The 24,140-nt window shown below is 44.2% G+C and carries 20 protein-coding genes; 8 read left to right on the top strand and 12 right to left on the bottom strand.

Going from position 1 to position 24,140, the window contains the following annotated elements:
• Window positions 1-33: 33 nt before the first annotated feature.
• Window positions 34-858, top strand: coding sequence for an SGNH/GDSL hydrolase family protein (locus tag ACFSYC_RS05395; RefSeq protein ID WP_377124322.1), 825 nt, complete (start codon window positions 34-36; stop codon window positions 856-858).
• Between the two features lie 11 nt (window positions 859-869).
• Window positions 870-2,051, top strand: a complete 1,182-nt coding sequence (locus ACFSYC_RS05400) for a glycoside hydrolase family 27 protein (RefSeq protein WP_377124324.1) — start codon at window positions 870-872, stop codon at window positions 2,049-2,051.
• A gap of 11 nt (window positions 2,052-2,062) precedes the next feature.
• Here the strand turns inward: ACFSYC_RS05400 and ACFSYC_RS05405 are convergent, their stop codons facing one another.
• Window positions 2,063-2,299 carry a hypothetical protein gene (locus ACFSYC_RS05405; protein WP_377124326.1) on the bottom strand — a complete coding sequence of 79 codons (237 nt, stop codon included), beginning with the start codon at window positions 2,297-2,299 and terminating at the stop codon, window positions 2,063-2,065.
• A gap of 46 nt (window positions 2,300-2,345) precedes the next feature.
• On the bottom strand, window positions 2,346-2,999 hold the full coding sequence (locus tag ACFSYC_RS05410) for a metal-dependent transcriptional regulator (RefSeq protein ID WP_377124328.1): 654 nt from the start codon (window positions 2,997-2,999) through the stop codon (window positions 2,346-2,348).
• 120 nt (window positions 3,000-3,119) lie between these two features.
• On the opposite strand from ACFSYC_RS05410, the gene ACFSYC_RS05415 reads away from it, so the two are divergent.
• Window positions 3,120-5,579, top strand: coding sequence for a TonB-dependent receptor (locus ACFSYC_RS05415; RefSeq protein ID WP_377124330.1), 2,460 nt, complete (start codon window positions 3,120-3,122; stop codon window positions 5,577-5,579).
• Between the two features lie 99 nt (window positions 5,580-5,678).
• Here the strand turns inward: ACFSYC_RS05415 and ACFSYC_RS05420 are convergent, their stop codons facing one another.
• From ACFSYC_RS05420 to ACFSYC_RS05450, 7 genes are all read right to left on the bottom strand, one after another.
• Window positions 5,679-6,140 carry an SGNH/GDSL hydrolase family protein gene (locus tag ACFSYC_RS05420; protein WP_377124440.1) on the bottom strand — a complete coding sequence of 154 codons (462 nt, stop codon included), beginning with the start codon at window positions 6,138-6,140 and terminating at the stop codon, window positions 5,679-5,681.
• Window positions 6,115-6,468: a hypothetical protein gene (locus ACFSYC_RS05425; RefSeq protein WP_377124332.1), complete on the bottom strand. Its 354-nt coding sequence runs from the start codon at window positions 6,466-6,468 to the stop codon at window positions 6,115-6,117. Before ACFSYC_RS05425 ends, ACFSYC_RS05420 begins: the two co-directional genes overlap by 26 nt.
• Before the next feature lie 128 nt (window positions 6,469-6,596).
• Window positions 6,597-9,053, bottom strand: coding sequence for a glutaminase family protein (locus ACFSYC_RS05430; RefSeq protein WP_377124334.1), 2,457 nt, complete (start codon window positions 9,051-9,053; stop codon window positions 6,597-6,599).
• A 295-nt stretch (window positions 9,054-9,348) separates the two neighbouring features.
• A complete protein-coding gene (locus ACFSYC_RS05435) occupies window positions 9,349-11,049 on the bottom strand; it encodes a sialate O-acetylesterase (RefSeq protein ID WP_377124336.1) in 1,701 nt (566 codons plus the stop codon).
• A gap of 79 nt (window positions 11,050-11,128) precedes the next feature.
• Window positions 11,129-13,465: a GH92 family glycosyl hydrolase gene (locus ACFSYC_RS05440; protein ID WP_377124338.1), complete on the bottom strand. Its 2,337-nt coding sequence runs from the start codon at window positions 13,463-13,465 to the stop codon at window positions 11,129-11,131.
• A 180-nt stretch (window positions 13,466-13,645) separates the two neighbouring features.
• Window positions 13,646-14,326: a ribose 5-phosphate isomerase A gene (gene rpiA / locus ACFSYC_RS05445; RefSeq protein WP_377124340.1), complete on the bottom strand. Its 681-nt coding sequence runs from the start codon at window positions 14,324-14,326 to the stop codon at window positions 13,646-13,648.
• Between the two features lie 18 nt (window positions 14,327-14,344).
• Window positions 14,345-15,523: an MFS transporter gene (locus ACFSYC_RS05450; protein ID WP_377124342.1), complete on the bottom strand. Its 1,179-nt coding sequence runs from the start codon at window positions 15,521-15,523 to the stop codon at window positions 14,345-14,347.
• A 119-nt stretch (window positions 15,524-15,642) separates the two neighbouring features.
• Here ACFSYC_RS05450 and ACFSYC_RS05455 point away from each other — a divergent pair, with 119 nt between their 5' ends.
• From ACFSYC_RS05455 to ACFSYC_RS05470, 4 genes are all read left to right on the top strand, one after another.
• Window positions 15,643-16,032 (top strand): VOC family protein, encoded by a 390-nt coding sequence (locus ACFSYC_RS05455; RefSeq protein WP_377124344.1) that lies wholly within the window; start codon window positions 15,643-15,645, stop codon window positions 16,030-16,032.
• A 59-nt stretch (window positions 16,033-16,091) separates the two neighbouring features.
• Complete coding sequence (locus ACFSYC_RS05460) at window positions 16,092-16,886, top strand: carbon-nitrogen hydrolase family protein (RefSeq protein ID WP_377124346.1); 795 nt, start codon at window positions 16,092-16,094, stop codon at window positions 16,884-16,886.
• A 124-nt stretch (window positions 16,887-17,010) separates the two neighbouring features.
• Window positions 17,011-18,717, top strand: coding sequence for a TlpA family protein disulfide reductase (locus ACFSYC_RS05465; protein ID WP_377124348.1), 1,707 nt, complete (start codon window positions 17,011-17,013; stop codon window positions 18,715-18,717).
• Window positions 18,718-18,752: 35 nt separating this feature from the next.
• Window positions 18,753-19,499, top strand: a complete 747-nt coding sequence (locus ACFSYC_RS05470; protein ID WP_377124350.1) for a ThuA domain-containing protein — start codon at window positions 18,753-18,755, stop codon at window positions 19,497-19,499.
• 69 nt (window positions 19,500-19,568) lie between these two features.
• On the opposite strand, the gene ACFSYC_RS05475 is transcribed toward ACFSYC_RS05470, so the two are convergent.
• Together ACFSYC_RS05475 and murB are read right to left on the bottom strand one after the other, a co-directional pair.
• A complete protein-coding gene (locus ACFSYC_RS05475) occupies window positions 19,569-20,105 on the bottom strand; it encodes an RNA polymerase sigma factor (protein ID WP_377124352.1) in 537 nt (178 codons plus the stop codon).
• A gap of 219 nt (window positions 20,106-20,324) precedes the next feature.
• Window positions 20,325-21,344, bottom strand: coding sequence for a UDP-N-acetylmuramate dehydrogenase (gene murB / locus ACFSYC_RS05480; protein WP_377124354.1), 1,020 nt, complete (start codon window positions 21,342-21,344; stop codon window positions 20,325-20,327).
• Window positions 21,345-21,692: 348 nt separating this feature from the next.
• Between murB and ACFSYC_RS05485 the strand changes: the two genes are divergently transcribed.
• Window positions 21,693-22,649, top strand: coding sequence for a sugar phosphate isomerase/epimerase family protein (locus ACFSYC_RS05485; RefSeq protein WP_377124356.1), 957 nt, complete (start codon window positions 21,693-21,695; stop codon window positions 22,647-22,649).
• Window positions 22,650-22,716: 67 nt separating this feature from the next.
• On the opposite strand, the gene lpdA is transcribed toward ACFSYC_RS05485, so the two are convergent.
• Window positions 22,717-24,120, bottom strand: coding sequence for a dihydrolipoyl dehydrogenase (gene lpdA, locus ACFSYC_RS05490; protein ID WP_377124358.1), 1,404 nt, complete (start codon window positions 24,118-24,120; stop codon window positions 22,717-22,719).
• Window positions 24,121-24,140: the final 20 nt, after the last annotated feature.

The following is a 24,140-nucleotide window of genomic DNA, read 5'->3' on the forward strand; positions in this document are numbered from 1 at the left end:
TGCAATATGAAGATGTGTAATTGATTGCCTAAGATGAAAAAGATAACGCTCCTATTATTAATAGTTTGCATGCTAAGCGCTTTCAGGAAAAAAGAACTTACCTGGGTAGCAATAGGCGATTCTATCACTTATTTAAATGACCATAAAAACGAAACCCAAGACCGTTTATCCCGCGGCTACCTCACACAGGTTATCGAGCAATTGCCCAACATCCGCTACGTAAACAAAGGTTATAATGGCTGGACGTCCGGCGGCATAGCTAACCGTATTGATAGCCTGGGATTAATTAAAGCTGATATATATTCTGTGTTTTTGGGAACGAATGATTGGTGGCAGGGCCGACCGATTGGTAAACCGGATGACTATGTAAATAGTACCGGCAACAATACCATTTATGGGTCGTTCCGTATTATAATCAATAAATTAAAAGCTTTGAACCCACAAGCTAAGATCATCCTCATCACCCCTATGCAGCGGGTTGATTTTGTGTATTTGTTTGATAAGCGCAACAACGCCTTTGGCTCATACAAAGCTAAAAACAACCAGACTCTAGAAGCTGTGGCTAACGCAATTGCCGCCATTGGCAAGCTTGAAAACATCCCCGTAAGCGACCTTTACCACAATACAGATCTGCCCATGGCAAAACTGGTGAAGTTTAAAAAATTAAAGGATGGCAACACGGGCAAGTATGTTAATTATCCATACCCAAAATTTATTGACGTGCCATTTAACCCGGCTACCGACGAGTACCCTTACCCAATAGAAGCAACTGATTTGACTTACGACGGCCTGCATCCATCAGACAGGGGTTGCGAGGTGATTGCCAAAAGTTTGGTGAAAATTATGAAGAAGTTTTAATTTGAAATAAAATGAAAAAAACCGTTATCCTGGTAGCGTTTGTTGCCGGCCTAAGTTTTACAGCAAAGGCACAATACAAAGTAGTAACAACCAGGCCGCCTATGGGTTGGATGAGTTGGTTTCCGTTTATTGATAAGATAGACGAGAAAAAGATAATGGAAGTTGCCGATGCGATGGTTAAAAGCGGCCTTAGAGATGCTGGCTACAAATTGGTACAGTTGGATGATGGCTGGATGGCTGCTAATCGCGACGCGCAAGGAAGACAATATGCAGACACCGCCCGTTTCCCGCATGGAATGAAGTTTTTGGCAGATTATGTACACGCCCGCGGGTTAAAAATTGGTATCTATTCATCAAACGGAATGAAAACCTGCGCCGGTTATCCGGGCAGCTATGATCACGAAGAAACAGATGCTAAAACCTATGCCGGCTGGGGGATTGACTATTTAAAATATGATGCCTGCGGCGAAAAAGAAAAGCATACCGACCGCGAACTGCATACCCGCATGAGCAAAGCTTTGCAAGCAACCGGCCGGCCAATAATGTTCGAGATCTGCATCTTCTCGAGCGGCGAAACGCATTTATGGGGTGCCGAAATTGCCGACATGTGGCGCACCGGCGGCGACATTGTAAAGTTTATTGAACGCACGCCCGAAGTAACCTACAAAAACTGGTACACCAACCTAAACCAGGTTGTAGGCAAAGAAAACTATGCCGGTAACGGCCACTGGAATGATCCGGATAATTTGATTGTAGATTACCCACGCAACAACAAGCAAACTTATGAGGAACAGAAAGCACAATTTAGCCTATGGGCCGTGGTATCTGCCCCGCTGATATTGGGCAACGATGTGCGTAGCATGTCTGGCGCTACGAAGGCTATTTTGATGAATAAAGAGATCATCGCTATTGATCAGGATGCTGCAACCACACCTGGCGCAAGGCTACTAACAGATGATAAGAGAGAGATATGGGTTAAGCGGTTAAAAGATGGTTCAAAGGCAATAGTACTATTTAACAAACAGGACACGGATGCCACTTTAACGCTAAATTTTAAAGACATTGGCGCAGTCGAAAAAGTCAAGATACGAGACCTGTGGGCACATCAGGACAAAGGATTGTTCAGCCGGTCATACAGCGCTAAAGTAGCATCGCATGGTGTAACTATGATAAAACTGAAGGAAGTTAAGTAACCAAAGATTAGTTAGGCTGTCATATTAATATCTACGCCGCCATAATTTCTGATTACATCAACTGCTTCCTGCATTTCACGGGGCGAATCTGCGTGAGCTTTCAACAGCACATTTTCTTCGCCCGGCGTTAAAGTAGTGATAATGATATCGCCATCAGTAAACTCTAATTCCTGGGCCAGAAGGTATTCCTTAGCATCTTCTGCCTTAGCTATGTTTTCAAAAACGCCGCTTGCTGTGTGTAACTTCATCCCTCTTCAACAACAGACGCTTCAAACTGTTTTAAGTAGAGAACTATCAATCAACCAATATATTTTCGCCAAATTTTTGGGACACAGTGGTATTTCCTTTTCCACCAATGCTGATCACTAAAGAATTATCGAAAGATATTTTCTCAATTAATTTAATATCTGTACCTATACCGATGTTGAGTTTAAGCAGGTATTGCAAAAAAGCGCTGCTCGTATCTTTAACTGCAGCAACACGATAGCTTTGCCCCTCTTTAACATTGGCAAGGGTAACCGAGTATGATTTTGGCACCTTGCCGTTGGCCTTTGGTATTGGGTCGCCGTGCGGGTCGTATTCCGGGAAACCCAGGAACTTATCCAGTCTATCAGCCAATGTATCATCCTGTATATGCTCCAGTTCTTCGGCAATAGCATGAATCTCGTCCCAATTATAATTAAGCTTTTCCAGTAAAAAAACCTCCCAAAGGCGGTGCTTACGTACTATTTGGATGGCATCATTTAACCCACTGTCAGTAAGCTTAACCCCTTCGCGTTTGTCGTAATCTATCAGCTTTTTCTCTGTCAGCTTTTTAATCATATCAATAACCGAGGCCGGGTTGTTGCCCAGTGCTTCAGCAATTGCGGTTGGCGTGATCTTGACATCCACGCTTTGCGAGATGCGGAAAATAGCTTTTAGATAGTTCTCTTCGGTAAGTGTATGCACAGTAAAATTGATCTTGTAACAAACATAATAAAATTTACCTTGTTACAGAAATTAGGTTAGTCTAATTTTATTTACTTGATTAATTAAATATTATTTATACGTTTGTTAAAATTAAGCGCGGTGAAATTATCATATACTATTTATTTGTTACTCCTAAGTACGGTAATCTGTTTGGGGCAAAACTTATCAGTAACGGGCATGGTTCGCGACCGCGAGACCCGCCAGCCTATAGTTTACAGTACCATATCTATTAAACCCGCGCAAACCGGCACTGCCACAAATAGCAAAGGGGCATTCACTTTGGCTATCCCACAAAACACAGTTAACCCTGCGCTGGTGATCTCATCCATAGGTTATCAAACTGATACCGTGGCTATAGTAGCCGGCAAAACCAACTATGAGATATCCCTTAATCCCGATAAAAAGTCATTGAACGAGGTTGTGGTTACGGGCGTATCGCGCGCTACTTTGGCGCGCGAAAACCCTATCCCTATCATTGCTATATCGACAAAAAAAATGGAGCAGGCTACAGAAAGTAATGTTATTGATGTGCTGGTAAAAAACGTACCGGGCTTAAATGCTGTTAAAACCGGGCCCAATATCTCAAAGCCTTTCATCCGCGGATTGGGCTACAACCGGGTGCTTACCCTGTATGACGGCATACGCCAGGAAGGCCAGCAATGGGGGGATGAGCATGGCATTGAGGTTGATGCTTATAACATTGACCGTGCTGAGGTAGTTAAAGGCCCGTCGAGCTTAATTTATGGTTCAGATGCTGTGGCAGGGGTGGTAGGGTTAATGCCTGCTATGCCTATTGATACCGACCGCAAAGTGCATGGTAAGTTTTTCAGCGAATATCAGGGTAATAATGGACTGATAGGTAATGGTATCCGGCTTACGTATGCTGCGTCAAACTGGAGTTATGCGCTGCGCGGATCGTATCGCATAGCAAAAAATTACACCAATGCGATCGATGGCAGGGTTTACAACACCGGCTTTCGCGAAAGTAATGCCTCGGCAACTATAAAACATACAAGCGATAAAGGCTATTCATCGCTAAATTTTACATTATATGATAACCTGCAAGCTATCCCCGATGGTAGCCGCGATTCGCTTACCCGCCGTTTTACTTTCCAGGCGGCAGAGGGTAATGACGATAATATCTTGAACCGCCCGTTAGTTAGTGAGGATGCTTTGAATAGCTATCGGTTAAGCCCACTGTTACAGCATATTCAGCATTATCGTATTTATACAAAAAACCATTATCAATTAGGTAATGGTGACATTGATGCCATACTGGCCTGGCAACAAAATACCAGGCGGGAGTTTACGCACCCTACCCTACCTAACCAGGCTGGGTTGTATGTGCAACTAAATACAGTTAATTACGGCCTTAACTATAACACGCCAATTTTCTCGCACACAGATTTGTCGGTGGGTATTAATGGTATGTACCAAAACAACCAAAGTAAGGCAGCTACCGATTTCCCGATACCTGATTATAGCCTGTTTGACGTCGGCGCTTATGCCTTTGCCAAATGGAAATACGGCGGCTGGACCATAGGCGGCGGTTTACGTTACGACCAGCGCTACCAAAAAAGTGATGACTTTTATACCAAAACCGACCCGACCACCGGCTTTAGCCGCCATGCGCAGGGAGGTGACGTTACCGGGGCTTACCTGCAATTTCCGGCCTTTAGTAATACTTTCCACGGCTTGTCATTAAGTTTGGGTACTACCTATGCTATAAATAACCAGCTTACTTTTAAAGCTAATATCGCACGTGGCTATCGCGCACCCAGCATAACAGAGTTTGCCTCAAATGGGTTAGATCCCGGTGCCCATATAGTGTATTTGGGCAACAGAAACTTCGGACCAGAATTTTCTTTGCAGGAAGATATTGGCATAGAGCTAAACACGGAAACGGTATCTGCTACGGCGAGTATATTTAATAATAATATTTCAAACTACATCTACCTGACTCAATTGCTTGATGGCTCGGGTAATCCTATCGTTGATGCTCAAGGCAACAAGACCTATCAGTATCAGCAAGCAAAAGCACAATTATATGGCCTTGAAGCCACCTTTAGCCTGCACCCACCAGCTTGGAAAGGTTTTGCTTTTGACAACGCCTTGTCCCTAACTTACGGCTTTAACCGCAACGCCGCTTTTAAAGGCACTAAAACGCAAGGCGAATATTTGCCGCTGATACCACCATTACATCTAGTAAGCAGTATTGGGCAAGAAATACAATTTAAATCGGGTATCATTAAATCGCTCAACTTAAAAGCCGAGGCGGATATTAACAGTGCGCAAAACAATTACCTCGCGCTTAACAGTACGGAAACCTTTACGCCGCGTTACGCGCTATTCAATATATCAGCAGGTACCAACATCAGCTACAGTGCTAATCGCAGCTTTCAACTACAGTTTCAGGTTAATAATCTGTTTGATAAGGCTTACCAATCAAACCTGAACAGGTTAAAGTATTTCGAATATTACAACGCATCTCCAGGTGGATCAATGGGTATTTATAATATGGGTAGGAATTTTTGTGTTAAAGCGATTGTGCCATTCTGATAAAATTCAAATCACTCCTTTATGCGGAGCAACGAAGCATCTGCAAAGCGGCTCAGCATCCTTCGCAAGTTAGCTAACAGCTCAAGTTGAAAGTATTACTTAGCTATACTTCTTTAAAAACTTTATTCGCTTACTTACTTGTTTTAACCATTCGCGGGTCATTAGCTTGTGGCCGGCATAGGTTGGGTGTATGTTGTCCCATATCCAATACTTTTCAGGGGCTTTGCTTAGTGCTTTGTTAAACACGTGCTGGTAGGGTACTAAAATAGCGTCGTACTCTGTCACTAACCTTTTCACCACGTTTTGGCGGGCAATTACATCGCGGCACATGGGTGTTTGGTTGGCTTCAATAGTCGTGTAAGGCAGCGCAAATGTTTCGCCTAATACAAACAATATATCTGGGTTTTGAGCTTTGGCCTGATCCAATATACTGCGGTAATATTTCTCGTAGTTAGCAATCGAGTGTTTCTCGTCCTTATCGCGCAGGTAGGCATTACAATCATTTATCCAATTAATATACTTAACACATCCGGTTTCAGATCCAGTACATCTTTCTGCCAGCGGCTTGCCATGCTGTTAATATCGCTACCGGCATTGCCTCGGTTAAAAAGGTAAGATTGCGGTCGGGGAAATCAGCACCCAAACGTGATGTGATGCTGAAAGCATAACCGTGGCCTATATTATTGTTCAAATCGCCATTACGAGATCGCTGCCCGTCGGTTATAGAGTCGCCCTGGAAAACGAATATTAGGTCGCGCTCTTTAACCGGATCTGCTGTTTTTGGTTTACCAGTAGGTACCGCCGCCATTAGTTTTGCTTGCGTAAGCACCCCAAAGGCAGTTAGCGTTGCAATATCTCTTATAAATCCCCTGCGGTCGCGGTTAGGCATATAGATACTATAATTGGTTATCCCAAATAAAGAAACAAAACTGACTTGCTGCAAGCCGGACCAGATCTAATAAAAAAAGCGCCGCCGGTATTAAACCAGGCGGCGCTTTACTCATCGGTATAAACCAATTATTTCTTTACGATCATTTTATCGTGCAGGGTTTTCATAAAATAGCCTCCGATAACACTACGTGCCTGAAAACCGGTTTGCTTACCGCTTTTGGTGTCGTGCCAATCGCTTAGTGGTACGCGGGTTGGGGTTTCTAAAGCGTATTTGTAAACCGGGTCAACCAGTTGATCAAATTGAGCACGGGTCGGGGCAAAAGTAGCGGTCCATAATATCCAGTCAGATTTTGTGTACTCTTTGCGGCTATCTAACGGTAAACCGTATTTGTTTGATACGCTGATGTAGTACTTAGTCTCTGTATCATAAACCGACTGCGGGAACAGGTTCAATTTCAACACTTTATCCCAAACCAAGTTATATTTTTGGCTCCAGGTACCCGGGTTTTCAAAGGTCAGGGTGTAATGATCTTTGTCGCCTGCCAATTTCATCCAGCGGCCTACCATGTCTTTTGCAATAGCGCGGTATTTTGTCGCAATAGCTTTTTCGCCAAGGGCATCGGCCAGTTGCGCGTAGCAGCCAATACCGACGATAGCTTTTACAGATAAGTTTGCATTACGTGCCAAATGGCCCGCAAAATCATCAGTACAAAGTTGGTTAGCCGGGTCAAAACCTTCTTTGGTTAAATAGTTTACCCAGGTGCTTAAAGTCTTCCAGTGCTTTTTAGCGTAAGACGGGTTGCCCTCGGCTTTTGCAATAGCAGCCGTAAGAATAATCATGTTACCAGATTCTTCAACCGGCATGCCTTCGCCGTAAGTTTGGCCATTGGCGTGCGGATAGGTACCTAAATCATGCGCAGCATAGTCGCGGCCATATTTACCGCTTTCGCTGAAATAGAAAATCCCGTTAAGCATACCTTCCATCAATTTAGGATTGTAAATCAGGTATAACGGCGCAGATGGGTAAGTAACGTCAACCGTGTTAACAAAGCCACCGCTAAAGTTTTCTTTAGAGAACCAAAGAATCTCGCCCTGAGGGCTTTTCACTAATATGTGCGCTGCTATACTTTGACGATAAGCTAATACGCATAACTCAGCATAGCTTTTACCGCCAGATTTGATGGCGTCAGCATACATACTTTTGTTGAATGCAGCACATCTTTGTAAAGTAGTAGTATAATCTGCAGCAGCTTTGGTTAGCTGGCCTTCAATAGTTTCTTTGCCAGAGTTATTCCACCATGCACGCAGCCTGGTGTTAAAATACTCCATCGCATAGATATCGTCATAGCCAACCTCTATAAATTTAGCTACAGATGTAGGGCCAACTTTACCAAATGGTATGATGGTATTTAAAGCCAATTTAGTGCCCTTAAATACCGTGTTTGATGCAACTCCATTACGGAACGCATTAACAGCCTCTTTCTCGGTGGTTACAAACTGTGTTGCTTTAGCTGCTTTAGGAGCCGCTACATACATATAACCCCAGTCAATACGTACACCGTCGCCTGCTTTTTTCAGGATAGCCTGCTCATCAGTACCTGCTTTTAGTATATCTAAAGCGCTAGTGCTGTATTTAGTTGCAGTAACCGCTTGTTTAGGCTGATCCACAGCCATATCTGTCGAGGCGCTGAAGAATACCTTAACGTTATGCGTTTTGTTATCGTTTGATCTTACACGGTAAGTAATATACGTTACCGGGCGAGACAACATATTCAAATCGGTTAACAACAATGGCGATGTGAAGGTTACAGCCAGATCAATATCCCCCGCTTTAAAAGTGTAGATAGTTTGTGTAGCATTAATGTTTACGCTTTTCTGATCGGCAACTTCCAGCGCCTTAGTAGTCAACTTTTCTTTATCAACCAAACCAATGTCGGCGCGGGCGCCACCACCAGAGTTTACTACGTGCATGGTAATGACATTCTCGCCAATTTTAAGGCGGTCTTTATCAAGGGCCATCATTTCAAAACCTTTGCTAACGCCTACACGGTCAAATATTGGCTTGCCGTTAAGGCTTACCTCAACATCATCATCCCAGGTTAATTTCACGAATAGCTTATTGATATCATCCGTTTTAGCAAGGCTAAATGCTCTTCTTACCCAAATGTCTTTAGTGCGCCATTTAGTTTTATCGGTACGGGCATCACCAATTGGCGATGAGCCTTCCTTCCAATCAGCAGCAGCGTAATTAACTGCTGTCCAGTCGCCTTCAGGCTTGGTGAAAGTATATTTTACAGTGTAATCTTTTTCATCTGATGCAGGTAATATGGTGCGATACTGCTCAGCATCTTTACCCATAAAACGGTAGTCGGTACCATCAACATTGATAATGCCTATTAATGATTGGTCGGCACCGGTCCAATGGGTGGTGGTCGATTCGGCCAGTTTATCAGAATTTGACCAAACACTTAGATAAGTGTTGTGCGTAATTAACGGGTAAGACGGCGCTTTCCTGTCCTGAGCTTTTGTGATCTGGATACTTGATACAAGCACTACCAGTCCAAACAGCAAATGTTTTTTCATTGATTGATTTTTGAATTATATACGAACGTTGGTTTATTAGGCATTACAGTCGGTTTAACGCCGGAATGTAATAATTGCTAAATTAACGGCATTTTATGCTAAAATCGCTTATTTATTTTCAAATCGTCGTGCTTGCAATCGTTACCGGTGTTATAATCGCAATTTAAATCCGCCAGTAAAAATTTGCCATCATTGGCGCTATATCCTCTAAGGCACGGAACGGCTTCCGAAGATCGCATATCTATGTCCCTATATCGGCTATTCTACTGTCACTAAGTGTAAAACTTATAAAGCCTTACAACGCAGGCGCCCAACTATCTGTGCGGAAAGGCCTTGCAGGCAAACCATCTTTATTATACAAATTACCCGGCGGATTATCGGCCCAGTTGTAGCGTACCGCTTCCGGGATGGTAATACCGTCAGCATACACGATGATCTTGTTACCCTTCATAACCGCTTTAGCCCATACAAATTTATGGTCGGCTCCGGCTATGCCGAAACCTTTGAGCTCTGCGGGTGAATTATTAACAATACCGTCAGCGTTCGGCCGGCCAATGATTAGTCCTTTATGAATGTCATCAAAACTAATAATGATCTTATTACCATCAACTTTCATCGACTTATAAACAGGCCCTGATGCTACCACCTTTTTACCATAAATATCGTGCAAGGCAACCAGTCCCAACCTGTTACCCGGGTCGCTTTTATCAGACGGGTGGATATCCATCGCTTCGCCGGCATCGGTAATTACAGCCATGCCGGTATTAGGTAGACTCAAGGTCTTCTCTTGCGCTTCGCGGAGCCATGGCCAGTTGCCGCTTGATGGCGTTATGGCCGCCGCTCTAAAGTTTGGCAACTGCACATACAGGAACGGGAAATCGCCTTGCCCCCACTCATCGCGCCAGTTAGTTATCATTCTGGGAAATAGGTCTTTATATTCAACCGCGTCTTTAAACGAATCGGCATTACTTTCGCCCTGGTACCATATCACCCCTTTTATGCCATAGCCAACTATAGGCGCAATAACTCCGTTGAAACACACCGTTGGCGCTTGATAACCCCCTAACGGGTCAGCGGGGTTTGCTGGCATAGGGCGCGATGGTTTTGGCCTTACCGGAGCCAATTGGCCGTTAGTGCGTGCAGCGACCACATCCGCATCCCATTGTTTAACAGTCTGATTATAAATAGGTTCTACCTCTTCCTTCCATAACTTTAAGCTGTCGCGATATAATGCCTGGCGCTGTGGATAGCTGGCTTTGGCAGTTTCATAATTCTTTGCCAGATAGTCGTACCTGTTTACATATTTGGTGAATGCCGGGTCTTTTGCTAAGCCCTCCCTGGTCATCCAGCTTTCAGCGGGCGTGCCGCCGCGATAGCTGCCTATCATACCCACCGGTACGCCGGTTGATTTACGGATTTGTTGCGCGAAGTAGTAACCAACAGCCGAAAACCCATGCCAGGCAAACGACTTTGTATCAAGCACTTCCGGCGAACAAACTACCCAGCGGGCATTTACCATATCGCTCTCATTTAGCTTAACCATATCGTCCTGGCGGGTTAACGATAGCATCATCGGCACATAAAATAAATGTATCTGATTATCAGTGGCTTTAGCAATGGCATCTTTACCATTCTTGTCAGTCTGTATACCAAACTCCATGTTTGATTGCCCGGATGCCAGCCACACCTCTCCTATAAGTATATTGCTGTAATTCAGCACATTACTTTTGCCATTAATACGCATTTGGTAGGGGCCGCCGGCTTTGTATTTGCCTAGTTTTAGCTTCCACTTACCATCCGTGCCTGCAGTTGTGGTATAGGACTTGTCCATAAAGTCAATGGTCACCTGCTCACCCGGGTCGGCCCAGCCAAAAACAGGTACAGCCATGCCGCGTTGCAACACCATGTTGTCGCCAAACATTTTTGATGTACGTACATCCGCAAATGCTGGGTGAAAACGTACTAAAAAGAGGGTAAAGAGCAAGAAAATCCGCATAAAAACTGTGTAATTGGTCACTAAAAATACAGTAAAAGCAGTGTAAAACACGGCTTTTAAAATACTGCTTAATTAAAATTTATTGGGCGGCCGACATTGATGGTGGAACATCTGCCTGGCCGCTGGCCCAGCTTTTATTTGGTCGGTTGCCCATTTGCAAAACCAGCCTGCCACCTTTTACAATATCGTCATTGGTGAACCAAGCCTTATTATGCGGCTTGCCGTTTAACGTGGCCGACTGGATGTATTTGTTTTGTGCCGAGACGTTCTTAGCCTCAACCACGAAGGTTTTGCCGCCGCCAACGTTTATCACGCTTTCTTCAAATATTGGGCTGCCAATGTCAAATACGGGGCGACCCGGGCATTGCGGGTAAAAGCCCATTGCGTTAAATACATACCAGCTCGAGGTAGCGCCGCCGTCTTCATCGCCACTAATACCCTGCGGCGTTATGTCGTACCAAAGATCCATCAGCGTCCGCAGGCGGCTTTGGGTTTTCCATGGCTGGCCCGAGTAGTTGTACAAATACGGGATATGATAAGCCGGCTCGTTACCCTGCGTATACATACCTACCAAACCTGTCATATCCGGAAACTGGCCCAGGAAGGCAAGCTTATCCATTGTATGACCAACTATGAACAGCGAATCGAGCTTAGTATTAAACTTATCGTTTCCGCCCATTAGGTTTATCAGGCCCTGCACATCATGCTGTACGTGCCACGTGTAGGTCCATGAGTTGCCTTCGGCAAAATAGCCCTCGCCGGCAAATCCGCCAGAGAAACGCGGATCGAAAGGCTCAACCCATTTGCCATCGGCAGATTTTGGGGCCATCATTCCTATTGATGGTTTATACAAATTTTGATAGTTGTGCGCCCGTTTCATAAACAGGTTATAGTCGTCTGTTTTACCCAATACTTTAGCCATTTGTGCCAGGCACCAGTCATCATAACAATGCTCAAGGGTTACAGATACGGATTGCCTGCGGTGCCAGCCATCAACCTCTTTTACGGTCTCTTCGACACCAACTTCGGGCAGCCAACGTGCCTGGTAAGGCAGCTTTTCGTATTTCCCTACGTCATCTTTAGCGTTTGCACCGGCTTTTCCAGGTAAGGCCGGGTAAAAGCCTTTTTCAAAGTATGTTTTTTCTAATTCGGTTAACGGCGCTTGTCCACCATCTTTCCATGGTATCATGGTAGCTTCCATGTGGTTTTTGCGCATACCGGCATAGGCTTTCTCTATATCAAAGCCACGCAAGCCTTTCAAATAAGCCTCGACAATTACCGATGTAGAGTGATGTCCAATCATTGCGCCCGAGCTGGTTAACCAGCCGGTATTATCGTACGCCCTGATAAAGTTATTAATTGCTTTAACAGATTCATCAGGCCTGATCAGGTTTTGCAGTGCGTAAGCACTGCGGTAAGTATCCCATACGTTGCCCATGCGCAGTGCGCGGGTACGATAAAGAGTGCTGTAAAATATGCCACGTTGACGCTCGGTACCACCTTTAACCTTTATCAGGTTAAGCTCGGTATCCCAGCGTTGTTTGGTTTTAGCTTTAACCTGGTCGAAGGTCATTTTACCAATTTCGGTGTCAACTGTCTTCCTGGCATCGTCAATACTGGTTTGCGAGATCCCTATCCTAAGCTCAACAGTTTGTGGACCAAGCGTTGCCGGGTAACTGGCGTAAACACCAATACCGTTGCCCTCTTGCTTTGTAGATCCGGGGTTAAGTGTTTCTCCCTGCCAGGTGCCGCCCTTTGCCATGGGTTTACTTAACTCGGCATAAAAATAGTTTCTACTAGTGGTTGGCGCGTTACGGCCCCCGCCCCTGCTGGCACCCCAGCCTTGTATAATTTTATTGTCCTTAACTTCTATAGATGGCGCATTAATCTGCGTTGCTGCGGCGGTTTGTTGCCCACGTTGGCCACCACCGCCCTGTAGGTTTAACAATAAGTTTGATGTTTTTTTGGCTGGTAATGTAAATCTAAAGATCAAGGTATTATCCGTCAGCGTAAATTCTGTGTTGATATCTGGATCTTCTAATAGTGCCTGGTAATAATATGGCTTGGCGGTTTCCATATCGTGATCAAACCTCGAGGCATTGGCGCCGTTACCCAATTTAACATCGCCCACGCTGGCCATCAGGCTACCTATACCGATAGGGAAACCCATGATCTTGTCTGACAGGTAAAAATCTTCTATCGCCGGGTTAAAAGTTGGGAAGATGCTGATGTTACCATCGGGTGTCTTTATAACCGGCATAGTACTGCGGGTTTTAGGGTTGATAGAGCCGATATACATATCAACATAATCTGAAGGCGACTTGCCTGCAGCGGCAGGTTTGGCCTTGTTGTTTTGTGCAAAAGTGGCAGTGCCGCCCAGCATGAAACATGCTAAAAGAGTATATTTTACTTTCATAACGAGGGATACCTTATTTACTAATAATAAGGGCGTTTAATTGGTTTATCAATACTATGAAAATAAACTAATATTAAGAATAGGGCGCGGTAATTGTTTTGATACAAGGCGTACACTTGTCCGCAGCGTCGACTGCCCGGACATCGCCGGGGTTAAGTCAACCGCGCGCCAGGTCGCCATTTAAACCGATAGCACCTTTACACCGCCCTCGCCGGCAATAATTGCTTTTTTTGCAATGCCTAAAAACAACGAATGCTCAACAACCCCCGGCACCATTTTAATAGCATTGATACGGTCAAGCGGCATAGTTTGAGCAAAATACACATCAAGTAAATAGTTGCCATTTTCGGTGATTACCGCCCCGTCTTTTTGGGTGCTAAGGCGCATGGTAATTCTTGCCGTTGGGACATTTTTAGCGAGCCATTGTTGCACCAATTGCAGTGCCGACGGTAATACTTCAAGCACCAGCGGATAGGTGGTATCCAGCTTTTCGACGGATTTGCCGGCATCGCCCAATAAAATAAACTCATGTGCTAACGAGGCCATAATTTTTTCAGAAGTATGGATTCCTCCGCCGCTTTTAAGTGCGTTTAACTGGGCATCAAACTGATCGCAGCCGTCAAAGTAAATATCCAGGTAAGTAAGATGTTCGATAGCTTTGATATTAAGTTTATGCTCGATAAGCAATTGCGCGGTTTTGAATGACGACGTCGCAAAGATTAGTGTGCCCGCAAATTCGGCATCCGCAGCCAGAAGATTGATCAAATTGGCAATGGTCGAACCCGCGCCAAGGCCGATGATCTGTCCGGTTTTTATAAAGGGGATGGCGGCTTTTGCGGCTTCAAGTTTGTAGTCTGTCATGGTTGTTCGGTATAATGTTTAATGTCCTGCGGTAGACTCACCCCGCTCCCGCCTTAACACCAATAACCCCAGCACAGGCCCTATAGCCAGCAGCATGTAAATATAGTAAGCATTAGCGGGTGTGCGCAACGCGTTTATAAATTGTATGCTGATGATGGTGATGGCAAAGCCGATGCTATTTACAATAGTTAACGACGAACCACGTGATGCCACGGGCGCGTTTTGCGCTATCAGTGTAGAAAATAACGGCGAGTCGGCAGCGACAGCCATTCCCCAAATAAAAATGAAGACAATGAATGCCCATTGCATATTGCACACTAAAAACAATGGCGACATTAAACAGCATAAGCAGGATATAAACAAGGCAATGGTAGCGACCGGCTTAGCGCCGAAGCGCTGCGATAAGACCCCGCCTAATGCACAAGATAAACTACCCGAAGCTATAATAGCAAATGACCATAGCGGCACGTTTAAATCAATTATTTGATGCTGTGCCTGGTATGTACCAATCATTAATGGTATAAAGGCCCAAAACGCATAAACCTCCCACATGTGGCCAAAATAGCCAAAGGCGGCGGCTCTGAATTTGCTATTGCGAAAGCCGTGTAAGAAATTAGCGACGTTTAACTGTTGCCCTTTAGCATGTCCCGGCCCGTCTGGCACTAAAACCAACATAGCTATGCCGCCGATTACGGCCAATGCAGAGGTGGCGTAGATCACGTACCGCCACGGCAAGGCAGCGGTCATGCTTTTGAGCAGGTGCGGAAATGCGGTGCCCAGCACCAACGCGCCAACCAGAAATCCTAATGAGCGCCCAAGGCCCTGCTGGTAATGGTCGGATGCTATTTTCATCCCTACGGGATAAATGCCAGCAAGGAAAAAGCCGGTCGCAAAACGGAAGATGAGCAGCGTGGTTGCTGTATTATCATTAATAGATGCACCCAGATTAATTGCCGCGGCTATCATCGCGCAGCAAAAGAAAACCTTTACCGGCGAGAACCTGTCTGCTACACTTAATATGGCAAAAAGAAGCGTGCCGCTTATAAAACCCAATTGTACTGCACTGGTTAGGTGCGCCAGGTAACCGGCATCTAAATGGAGTTGCCGGGCTATGTCGCCCATAATGGCATTACCCGCAAACCACACCGAGGTGCAAAAAAATTGCGCGATAACAATTACTGGCAGTATTCGTTTCATAAATGGGTAGCGGGCAAATATCACAGTATTTTAAAACATAGGCAAACTAATTACAAATACGCACTGTTACTACAAACACACTACCCTTATAACCAACCTATCAACTTAAAAACGAAATTATGTTACAGCAATCAAAAGCATTCGGCAGTTTCTCTACCAATGATCTGGCAAAAGCAAAACAGTTTTACAGCGAAATATTAGGGCTGGAAGTAAAGGACAACCCTATGGGGATACTGGAGCTGATAACATCAGGCAATAATCATATCATGATCTATCCCAAGCCTGATCATCAGCCGGCAACGTTTACCGTATTGAATTTCCCGGTAGCTGATATTGACGATGCTGTTGATGCGCTCATTGCAAAAGGGTTAGTATTTGAGCAATATGACAGCGAGTATTTAAAAACCGACGGAAAGGGTATATCGCGCGGTAACGGCCATGGACCAAACATTGCCTGGTTTAAAGACCCGGCGGGTAATATATTGTCGGTGTTAGAGGATAAAGATTAGATTGGTGATTAAGACTACAACACCTCGCCAAATACCCTTTAATCACTAACTTAGCTATCATGAAAATCGCGATAGCCTCCCCACCCTTCCCAAAATCTATAGCTGACGGTTTATACTGGCTGGAAAAAATGACAAAAGAAGCGGCGGTGAAACAGGCATCGCTGGTGTGTTTCCCCGAATCTTTTATTCCGGGCTACCCCCTGCCCGAGCTGAGCATTGAGGAAACATCGCCCGAAAAATTGACTGACGCTTTAAACACAGCCAGCGCTATTGCTGCAGCCAATAATATTACCATTATTTTACCAATGGACTGGTATACCGATAAAGGTAAATTTAACATAGCACACGTTATTGACAACACCGGCAAAGTGCTTGGCTACCAGGCAAAAAATCAACTTGACCCGTCCGAGGATACCTTGTGGCTGCCCGGCACTGATCGTCATATTTTTGAGGTTGATGGACTAAAATTTGGCATAGTGATATGCCACGAAGGGTTTAGATACCCCGAAACCGTAAGGTGGGCAGCACGCAGAGATGCAGCAATAGTTTTCCACCCGCATTGTAGCGGCAGCGATGTAAGCGGCACTGAGCTTACCGAGTTCAGGGATAAAAACAACCCATATTATGAGCAAGCCACGATGATGCGTGCGCTTGAAAATACCATTTACTTTGCGAGTTCAAATTACACTTCGCGGTTCTCTGAGTCGGCCTCTTGCATTATAGCGCCTGATGGGTCCTGCCTGGCTAACCAGCCTTACGGCAAGGTTGGCGTAATTGTAGTTGATATTGATTCTGCTAAGGCCACTGCATTACTTGCAAATCGATTTAAGCATGAGGCGTTAGACGCTGTATAATAACGCTTTACTATGGTATTGGTGGCAAATATTTTTGTAAAGGCTAAACTCATTTTGATTTTTACTGTCTCAAAATCAAAACCTTTATAAATTATTTTATATTTATCACACCAATTACCTGACTATGTTATCACACCTAAAGCTTTTTACAGGCAGCGTTGCCCTCATTTTTGGTTTAATATTAAATCAAAATGCAGTTGCGCAAAAAACCACCATTACCATTAAGGGAAATATCCACTTAACAAAAGAGAATGAATGGGATATTGATGAGTGTTGCTTTTATTATGACGATATATTGTCGGCGAAACCTGTTGTTATACCAATTAGACGGGACACAGCCGGAAACTATGAAGTAAGTTTTTCTATAGAACATTACCATCAGGTATATTTTGGCAAAGGGCAGAACAGACAAGGCTTATCTATATACGACACCCACATGCGGTATTTTACGTTTTTCGTCAAGCCAGGCCAAAAGATGGGTATTAATTTCGTGCAAACTCCGCGTAAGCTAAAATTTTCCGGAGATTTTGCCATGGAGAATCAACAATACCAGGCTTATGAAGACGCTAGAGATTTGGGGGTAAAAAATATTTATCAGGGTGTTATCAATAAAAAGTTAAGCCCGGATGAAATAAAACAACATGCTCTAAACGCCTTTAAAGAGCAATTAAAATTTAATAGCCAATATTTTAAAACCCATCCGGCTACCAAGTTTGTTAAAGATCAGGCTTACTATCAAGCATTGTATGAACCTCAAAGCGTTGCTATTAATTTCAACTTCAGTTCAGGCAATAATATAACTGAGGCCATGGTGACGGACTTTTATAAAGCGATGAAGATGACCGGAAATACTTTTGCAGACAGACCAGGCCTATCTGTAGCTGCTACAGATGCCAATCCATCATTAAAAAACGCGGCGGCGTTAGGTAACGACAGGTATAAAAACTTTTTAAACAGCTACTATTTTACCTTGCAGAAAAATCTGGTTCGGCCTAAAACGATGGGCGCCTCTAAAAACGAGATCGCTACTTTTGTTCTGGAAAAACACCCTGACGTTAAAGACGATTACCGGGCAGTTTTAAACAAGGTACAAGCCAAAACTGACCTTGATGCCGCTGATACCAAAACCATGGATAAAATAGAGCAGCTATATATCCAGGAAATTTTAACCATCAAATCAAATCAAATTGCGCTTGACCAACTATTGGAGATTAAAGACCCTGCCCTACGCGATATAAACGCCACCATGTATTTGTACAGAAAACTAGAAATAAACAAATTAGGTGAGATTGAACCTCTAATTGAATCGTACAAGAAAAAAGTACAGAATACTTATCTTAAAAACACCTTTTTAACGGCTTATAACGCGCAGTTAGACAGACTACATAATAGTAAGCTGTCGCTGCTGTCAGTAATGAATTCGGCTGAGGGATGGACCGGGCCTGATTTACTAAAAAATCTGTTGGCTAAATATAAAGGCAAAGTGGTGTATCTGGATATTTGGGCCACCTGGTGCGTACCCTGTATTGCTAATATGCCACCATCGGCAAAGTTGCGGGAGAAATTTAAAGGCAAAGATGTGGTATTTATTTACGCCTGCTTAAACTCACCCAGCCAAACTAACTGGAAGAACCTGGTTGCAGAGCAAAAGATTGAAGGCGAGAACTACTTTTTTGATCAAATCCAGTCGGCCAGCATTGGCAAGGCGCTAAATATAAAAGCCTTTCCAACTTACGCTTTAATTGATAAAAATGGCAATATCGTTAATAAGGATGCAAACAAACCCGGAGAGTTGAAAACGATTGAGGAAATCAATCTACTACTTCAATAGTAGGCCTCTTATTTTTATACACTCAAATCAAATTTATGAAGGCTTATTACAGGTTATTATTAGCTGTTACGTTGAGTACAACTGCCTTAGGCGGTTGCATATCGCACTCAAAAACAGCAAATGTTAAAGCAGACCAGCGCGATATGCCGATTAGGGTGTTAATGGTTGGCGGCGGTACATCTCATGATTTTAACCGTTGGTATAAGCAGGCAGATGGCAATACACTAAGCATGGATAATCTTTGCCGGGTTATTTATACCAACAATACCGATTCTATACCTTACTATTTGGCTGCCGCCGATGTGCTTTACCTGGCTACAAATCAGCCTATAACACTAGCGGGGCGCAATGCCATATTTGAGTTTGCAGCCGCCGGCAAGGGCCTGATACTGGGCCACCCTGCCTTATGGTATAATTATAAAGACTGGCCCGAGTATAATTTAAAACTGGTAAGCGGTGGCGCCTCGTCTCATGACAGCTATGGTAGTTTTGACGAAGAGCTTGTTAACATCAAGCATCCAGTGACTGTCGGGGTAGCGCACCAATTTACGTTAAAGGATGAGCGGTATCATTACATTTTAGATCCTGCAGGCCCAGGCATTGAAGTGCTGGCAAACAGCCGTGCGGCAAACAACAGTAAAGTCTATCCATCTGTATTTGTTGTTAAAAACCCAAAAGCGCGCATTGTAGGTATAGCCCTGGGCCATGATGCCGCGTCGCATGATATTGCTGATTACCGGCTAATGCTGCGGCAGGCGGTAAAATGGGTAGCCGACAGATAAATTTTGCAATAAAACAAGAAGCCCGCTCTTTACAGGAGCGGGCTTCTTTATATATGTTGAGTTAATATCTTAGTTTTCTGCGTAGATAGGTTTTTTAACACCGCTGTCATAAGCTTTCAGATTTTTCTTCAATAGCTTACGTGCTACGTGGATGCGGGTTTTAACAGTACCTATTGGGATAGTTAAATGATCAGCTATCTCGTGGTATTTGTGGCCCTCAAAGTACATGGTAAATGGTACATAATAATCTTGAGGCAAACGCTCTAAGGCTTTTTTAATGTCATCCATTACAAATTTTGATTCGCCTTGATTTTTTGTTGAGCTGAAAACAAGGTTCGGAGAAGAGATCTCGTCAGACTTGGTAACAAACGTGCTCATTTTAACAAAACGACGATAGTTGTTTATAAAGGTATTTTTCATGATGGTATATAACCATCCTTTTAAATTTGTGCCTTCTTTAAACTTATTGTAATAAGTTATGGCTTTCAACATTGTGTCCTGGACAAGGTCGTTAGCATCGTCTGCATCATGTGTAAAGTGTAAGGCGTATGACCTCAATGAACTTGCTTGACGCAATACTAGGGTGTTAAACTCAATCTTTGTCATGTAGTTAATGTTTTGTATCAGGATATAGACAAACGCCATACCACTGTCTAAAAAAACTACACTGGCCTTAAACCCACTATTTACAAAACCCAGCTACAAACCAGCATTGTCAGCAGATCGTAATATTATGACAATCAACTAGTTATGATAAAAATTAACGTAAAAACAATGCATGACAATCGCATTACAATTGTTTTATTTTCTATAAACGATAAAAAATTAACTAATAATATTCACCTCGCGTTGTAGTAAAACGCCAAATTTGGAGTACACACTGTCTATAATTTGCGACGAAAAGTTGTACACTTCTTGCCCGGTGGCACCGCCGTGGTTCACCAAAACAAGCGCCTGATCTTTCCAGGTGCCGGTATTACCAACTACTTTACCTTTCCATCCGCATTGCTCTATTAACCAGCCCGCAGCAAGTTTCACCATACCATCGGCTGTTGGATAGTTAACAACATTTGTGAACTTTTGTTTAACAGACTCAAAATCAGCAGCGGCAATAACCGGATTTTTAAAAAAACTACCCGCATTACCAATAGTAGACGGATCGGGCAGTTTTGCCACGCGGATGTGCGAGACTACCTGCGATACATCCTTAATAGTAGGCTCTGTAACACCCCTTGCGGCCAATTCCTGTGCTATTGCGCCATAGCTAAGGTTAAGCCTGGGCGTTAGCGACAGGTCATATTTTACCGATACTATAATATATTGTTCTTTAAGGTCGCTCTTAAAGACACTTTCGCGGTAACCAAAGTGACAATCGGCATTGGTAAAGGTTTTAAATGTTCCGGTAGCTATCTCAAAAGCTTTACAGCTATGAAAAACGTCTTTAAGTTCTACGCCATAAGCGCCAATGTTTTGTATGGGCGACGCGCCGACAGACCCCGGGATAAGGCTCAGGTTCTCTATGCCTGCGTAACCATGCTGCACGCAAAAATTCACCAGATCGTTCCATACTTCCCCTGCACCGGCTTCTACCGTTACGTCATTATGATTAATGCGATGCTCGATGCCGCGGATATTCATGCGAATAACCAGACCGTCGAAATCATTGATAAGCAACATATTGCTGCCCCCGCCAAGTACCAGGCGAGGTGTCTGTAGCCATTGCGGGTCTAAAAACAGTTCCGTTAAATCATCGGGGTGACTTATCTCGGCAAAATACCGTGCGTTTACATCAACCCCAAAAGTGTTAAAATTTTTAAGCGAAACGTTTTCCTGGATTTGCAGCATGAGGGCGAATTTCGGAATTTAATTGGAATAAATCGTGCTTTATCAAATCAACTAATGGCTCCAAACTATTTTCAAAATACTACATATGTAGTATTTCAACACCAAACCGTATACCTGAAATTTGCATCAAAGCAAGTCCCGGGTAAGTTAACTCATCCCCGGGCATAAAGCGATTAAGTTATTAGCTAACGGCCGGCTGCTCAGCCGGCTCAAAATGAGCTATAACTATAAACGGATACGTTTGGGTTCGTACCGTAAAAAGCCTCAGGCGCGATGCGTGAGGCTTTTTTTGTGGATATCCTATTCGCTTATTTTGTAGATTTGGCTAACCAATAGCGCAGTAACCATATGGCTGACAACATCTCTCGCAAAAACTTTCTTAGAAGCACGGCCATCGCCCTGGCTGCTGCACCAATTACTAGTTCTGTATTCGGACAGGCGCTGTCGAGCACCAAAGGGATTGACAATAATGTAAGCGTTAGTATATTTTCAAAACATTTGTCGTGGCTAAACTATAACGACCTGGCCGAGCGTGCGGCCAAACTTGGTTTTGACGGAATTGACCTTACTGTGCGCCCAAAAGGGCATGTATTGCCAGATCGTGTAAAAACTGATCTACCCAAAGCTGTTGAAGCGATTACCAAAGCGGGCTTAAAAGTTTATAATTTAGCTACCGATATTAAGGATGCTAACCACCCTTATACAGCCGACATTTTGGCAACCGCTGCGCAGTTGGGTATCAAAAGCTACCGTATGGGTTGGTATGGTTATGATACTAAACTGGATACACAAGCAAACCTTGCCGGCTTTAAAAAACGCATGGCCAATTTGGCGGCTATTAACGAGCGATATAAAATACACGGCGATTACGAGAACCATACGGGCCTGTTTGGCGGCCCGTTGTGGGACCTGTGGGAAACCCTAAAGGACCTAGACCCGCAATGGATAGGTTGCCAGTTTGATATCCGCCATGCCACGGTTGATGGTGCCGAAGCCTGGCCGGTAAACCTTGACTTGCTTAAAAAGCATATCGGCTCCATCACTATCAAAGATTTTGCCTGGCAAAAGCCTAGGGACAAATGGATCATCGCCGACGTGCCATTGGGCCAGGGCATGGTTGATTTTAAGAAATACTTTGCGCTGTTGAAAAAGCATGATTTAAAACGCCCTATTTCTTTGCATTGTGAGTATCTGCCCGGCGAGATCAGCGCTGACAAGCTGCCGGTGCCGCAGCAGCGGATATTTGATGCTATACAGGCCGATCTAGTTACTTTAAAAGGTTGGGTAAAGGAGGCGGCATTATAAAAAAGGCCTTACAAAGTTTGAACTTTGTAAGGCTTAAATCTTATACTCCGATATCCGAAATCCTATCTTAAATATGTATCGGCCTATTCTCCGTCGCGGCTAAACAAGCTTCACGCATAGCTTCGGTGTAAGTTGGGTGAGCGTGGCTCATGCGGCTAATGTCTTCGGCGCTGGCGCGGTACTCCATGGCTACAACGGCTTCGGCAATCATATCCGCGGCGCGTGGGCCAATGATGTGCACACCAAGAATTTCGTCGGTAGCTGCATCGGCTAATACCTTAACAAAACCATCCAAGTCGCCACTGGCTACTGCCCTGCCGCTGGCACGGAACGGAAATGCACCTGTTTTGTACTTAACGCCTTTCTCCTTCAGTTGCTCTTCAGTTTGGCCTACGGCAGCAACTTCCGGCCAGGTGTAAACAACGCCTGGTATCAGGTTATAGTTGATGTGTGGTTTTTGGCCTACTATGCTTTCGGCAACAAAGGTACCTTCGTCCTCGGCTTTGTGGGCAAGCATGGCACCGCGCACTACATCGCCTATGGCGTAAACACCCGGCACGCTAGTTTGCATATGCTCGTCAACCGTGATCTTACGGCCACGCTCCTCTACGGTAATACCAATTTTATCCAAACCTAAACTATCGGTATAGGCTACGCGGCCCACAGCTACCAGGCAGTAATCGCCTTTTAATTCTTTTTTATCGCCGTTAGGTGCATCAAAAGTTACGGCAACTTCTTTGCCTTTGGTAGTAGCCCCTGTTACTTTGTGGCCCAGGTAAAACTCCATGCCTTGCTTTTGCAAAACCTTTTGCAGCTCTTTACCCAAAGCCTTATCCATAGTTGGTATAATGCTATCCATAAATTCAATTACAGACACCTTTGCACCTAAACGTGCATAAACCGAACCCAATTCTAAGCCAATAACACCGCCACCAATCAATATCAGGTGTTTGGGTACCTCGGTTAGGTTTAATGCTTCGGTTGATGTGATGATCCGTTTTTTATCAAGCTTAATAAATGGCAGGCTTGACGGCTTCGAGCCGGTAGCAATGATCACGTTTTTACCGGTGATCTCTTGCGTGGTACCATCAACTTTGGTTATAGTAACCGTGTTTTTATCTTTAAACGACCCCACACCCTGGTAGCCGTCAATTTTGTTCTTTTTAAACAAAAAGCTAATGCCCGCAGTGTTCTTAGCAACCACTTCGCCTTTACGTTTTATCATCTGGCCAAAGTCAAGCTTTAGGTCTTTGATATTGATACCATGACCGGCAAACGCGTGGCCGGCATTGTAAAAATGCTCAGACGAGTCTAACAAAGCTTTTGAAGGGATACAACCAACGTTTAAGCAAGTACCGCCGTAAGTGGCATATTTTTCAATACAAGCTGTTTTTAAACCAAGCTGGGCACAACGTATAGCGGCTACATAGCCACCCGGACCCGAACCTATAACGATAACATCATATTGCATAGTAGTGTATTTTTTTGGTG

The organism is Mucilaginibacter antarcticus, assembly GCF_042686155.1.
In the GTDB taxonomy this organism is placed as follows: Bacteria; Bacteroidota; Bacteroidia; order Sphingobacteriales; family Sphingobacteriaceae; genus Mucilaginibacter; species Mucilaginibacter antarcticus.

Coding starts and splice junctions, on each gene's coding strand:
- ACFSYC_RS05395 (WP_377124322.1), top strand. CDS start 34: ATGAAAAAGATAACGCTCCTATTATTAATAGTTTGCATGCTAAGCGCT.
- ACFSYC_RS05400 (WP_377124324.1), top strand. CDS start 870: ATGAAAAAAACCGTTATCCTGGTAGCGTTTGTTGCCGGCCTAAGTTTT.
- ACFSYC_RS05405 (WP_377124326.1), bottom strand. CDS start 2,299: ATGAAGTTACACACAGCAAGCGGCGTTTTTGAAAACATAGCTAAGGCA.
- ACFSYC_RS05425 (WP_377124332.1), bottom strand. CDS start 6,468: ATGCCTAACCGCGACCGCAGGGGATTTATAAGAGATATTGCAACGCTA.
- ACFSYC_RS05430 (WP_377124334.1), bottom strand. CDS start 9,053: ATGAAAAAACATTTGCTGTTTGGACTGGTAGTGCTTGTATCAAGTATC.
- ACFSYC_RS05435 (WP_377124336.1), bottom strand. CDS start 11,049: ATGCGGATTTTCTTGCTCTTTACCCTCTTTTTAGTACGTTTTCACCCA.
- ACFSYC_RS05440 (WP_377124338.1), bottom strand. CDS start 13,465: ATGAAAGTAAAATATACTCTTTTAGCATGTTTCATGCTGGGCGGCACT.
- rpiA (WP_377124340.1), bottom strand. CDS start 14,326: ATGACAGACTACAAACTTGAAGCCGCAAAAGCCGCCATCCCCTTTATA.
- ACFSYC_RS05450 (WP_377124342.1), bottom strand. CDS start 15,523: ATGAAACGAATACTGCCAGTAATTGTTATCGCGCAATTTTTTTGCACC.
- ACFSYC_RS05455 (WP_377124344.1), top strand. CDS start 15,643: ATGTTACAGCAATCAAAAGCATTCGGCAGTTTCTCTACCAATGATCTG.
- ACFSYC_RS05460 (WP_377124346.1), top strand. CDS start 16,092: ATGAAAATCGCGATAGCCTCCCCACCCTTCCCAAAATCTATAGCTGAC.
- ACFSYC_RS05465 (WP_377124348.1), top strand. CDS start 17,011: ATGTTATCACACCTAAAGCTTTTTACAGGCAGCGTTGCCCTCATTTTT.
- ACFSYC_RS05470 (WP_377124350.1), top strand. CDS start 18,753: ATGAAGGCTTATTACAGGTTATTATTAGCTGTTACGTTGAGTACAACT.
- ACFSYC_RS05475 (WP_377124352.1), bottom strand. CDS start 20,105: ATGACAAAGATTGAGTTTAACACCCTAGTATTGCGTCAAGCAAGTTCA.
- murB (WP_377124354.1), bottom strand. CDS start 21,344: ATGCTGCAAATCCAGGAAAACGTTTCGCTTAAAAATTTTAACACTTTT.
- ACFSYC_RS05485 (WP_377124356.1), top strand. CDS start 21,693: ATGGCTGACAACATCTCTCGCAAAAACTTTCTTAGAAGCACGGCCATC.
- lpdA (WP_377124358.1), bottom strand. CDS start 24,120: ATGCAATATGATGTTATCGTTATAGGTTCGGGTCCGGGTGGCTATGTA.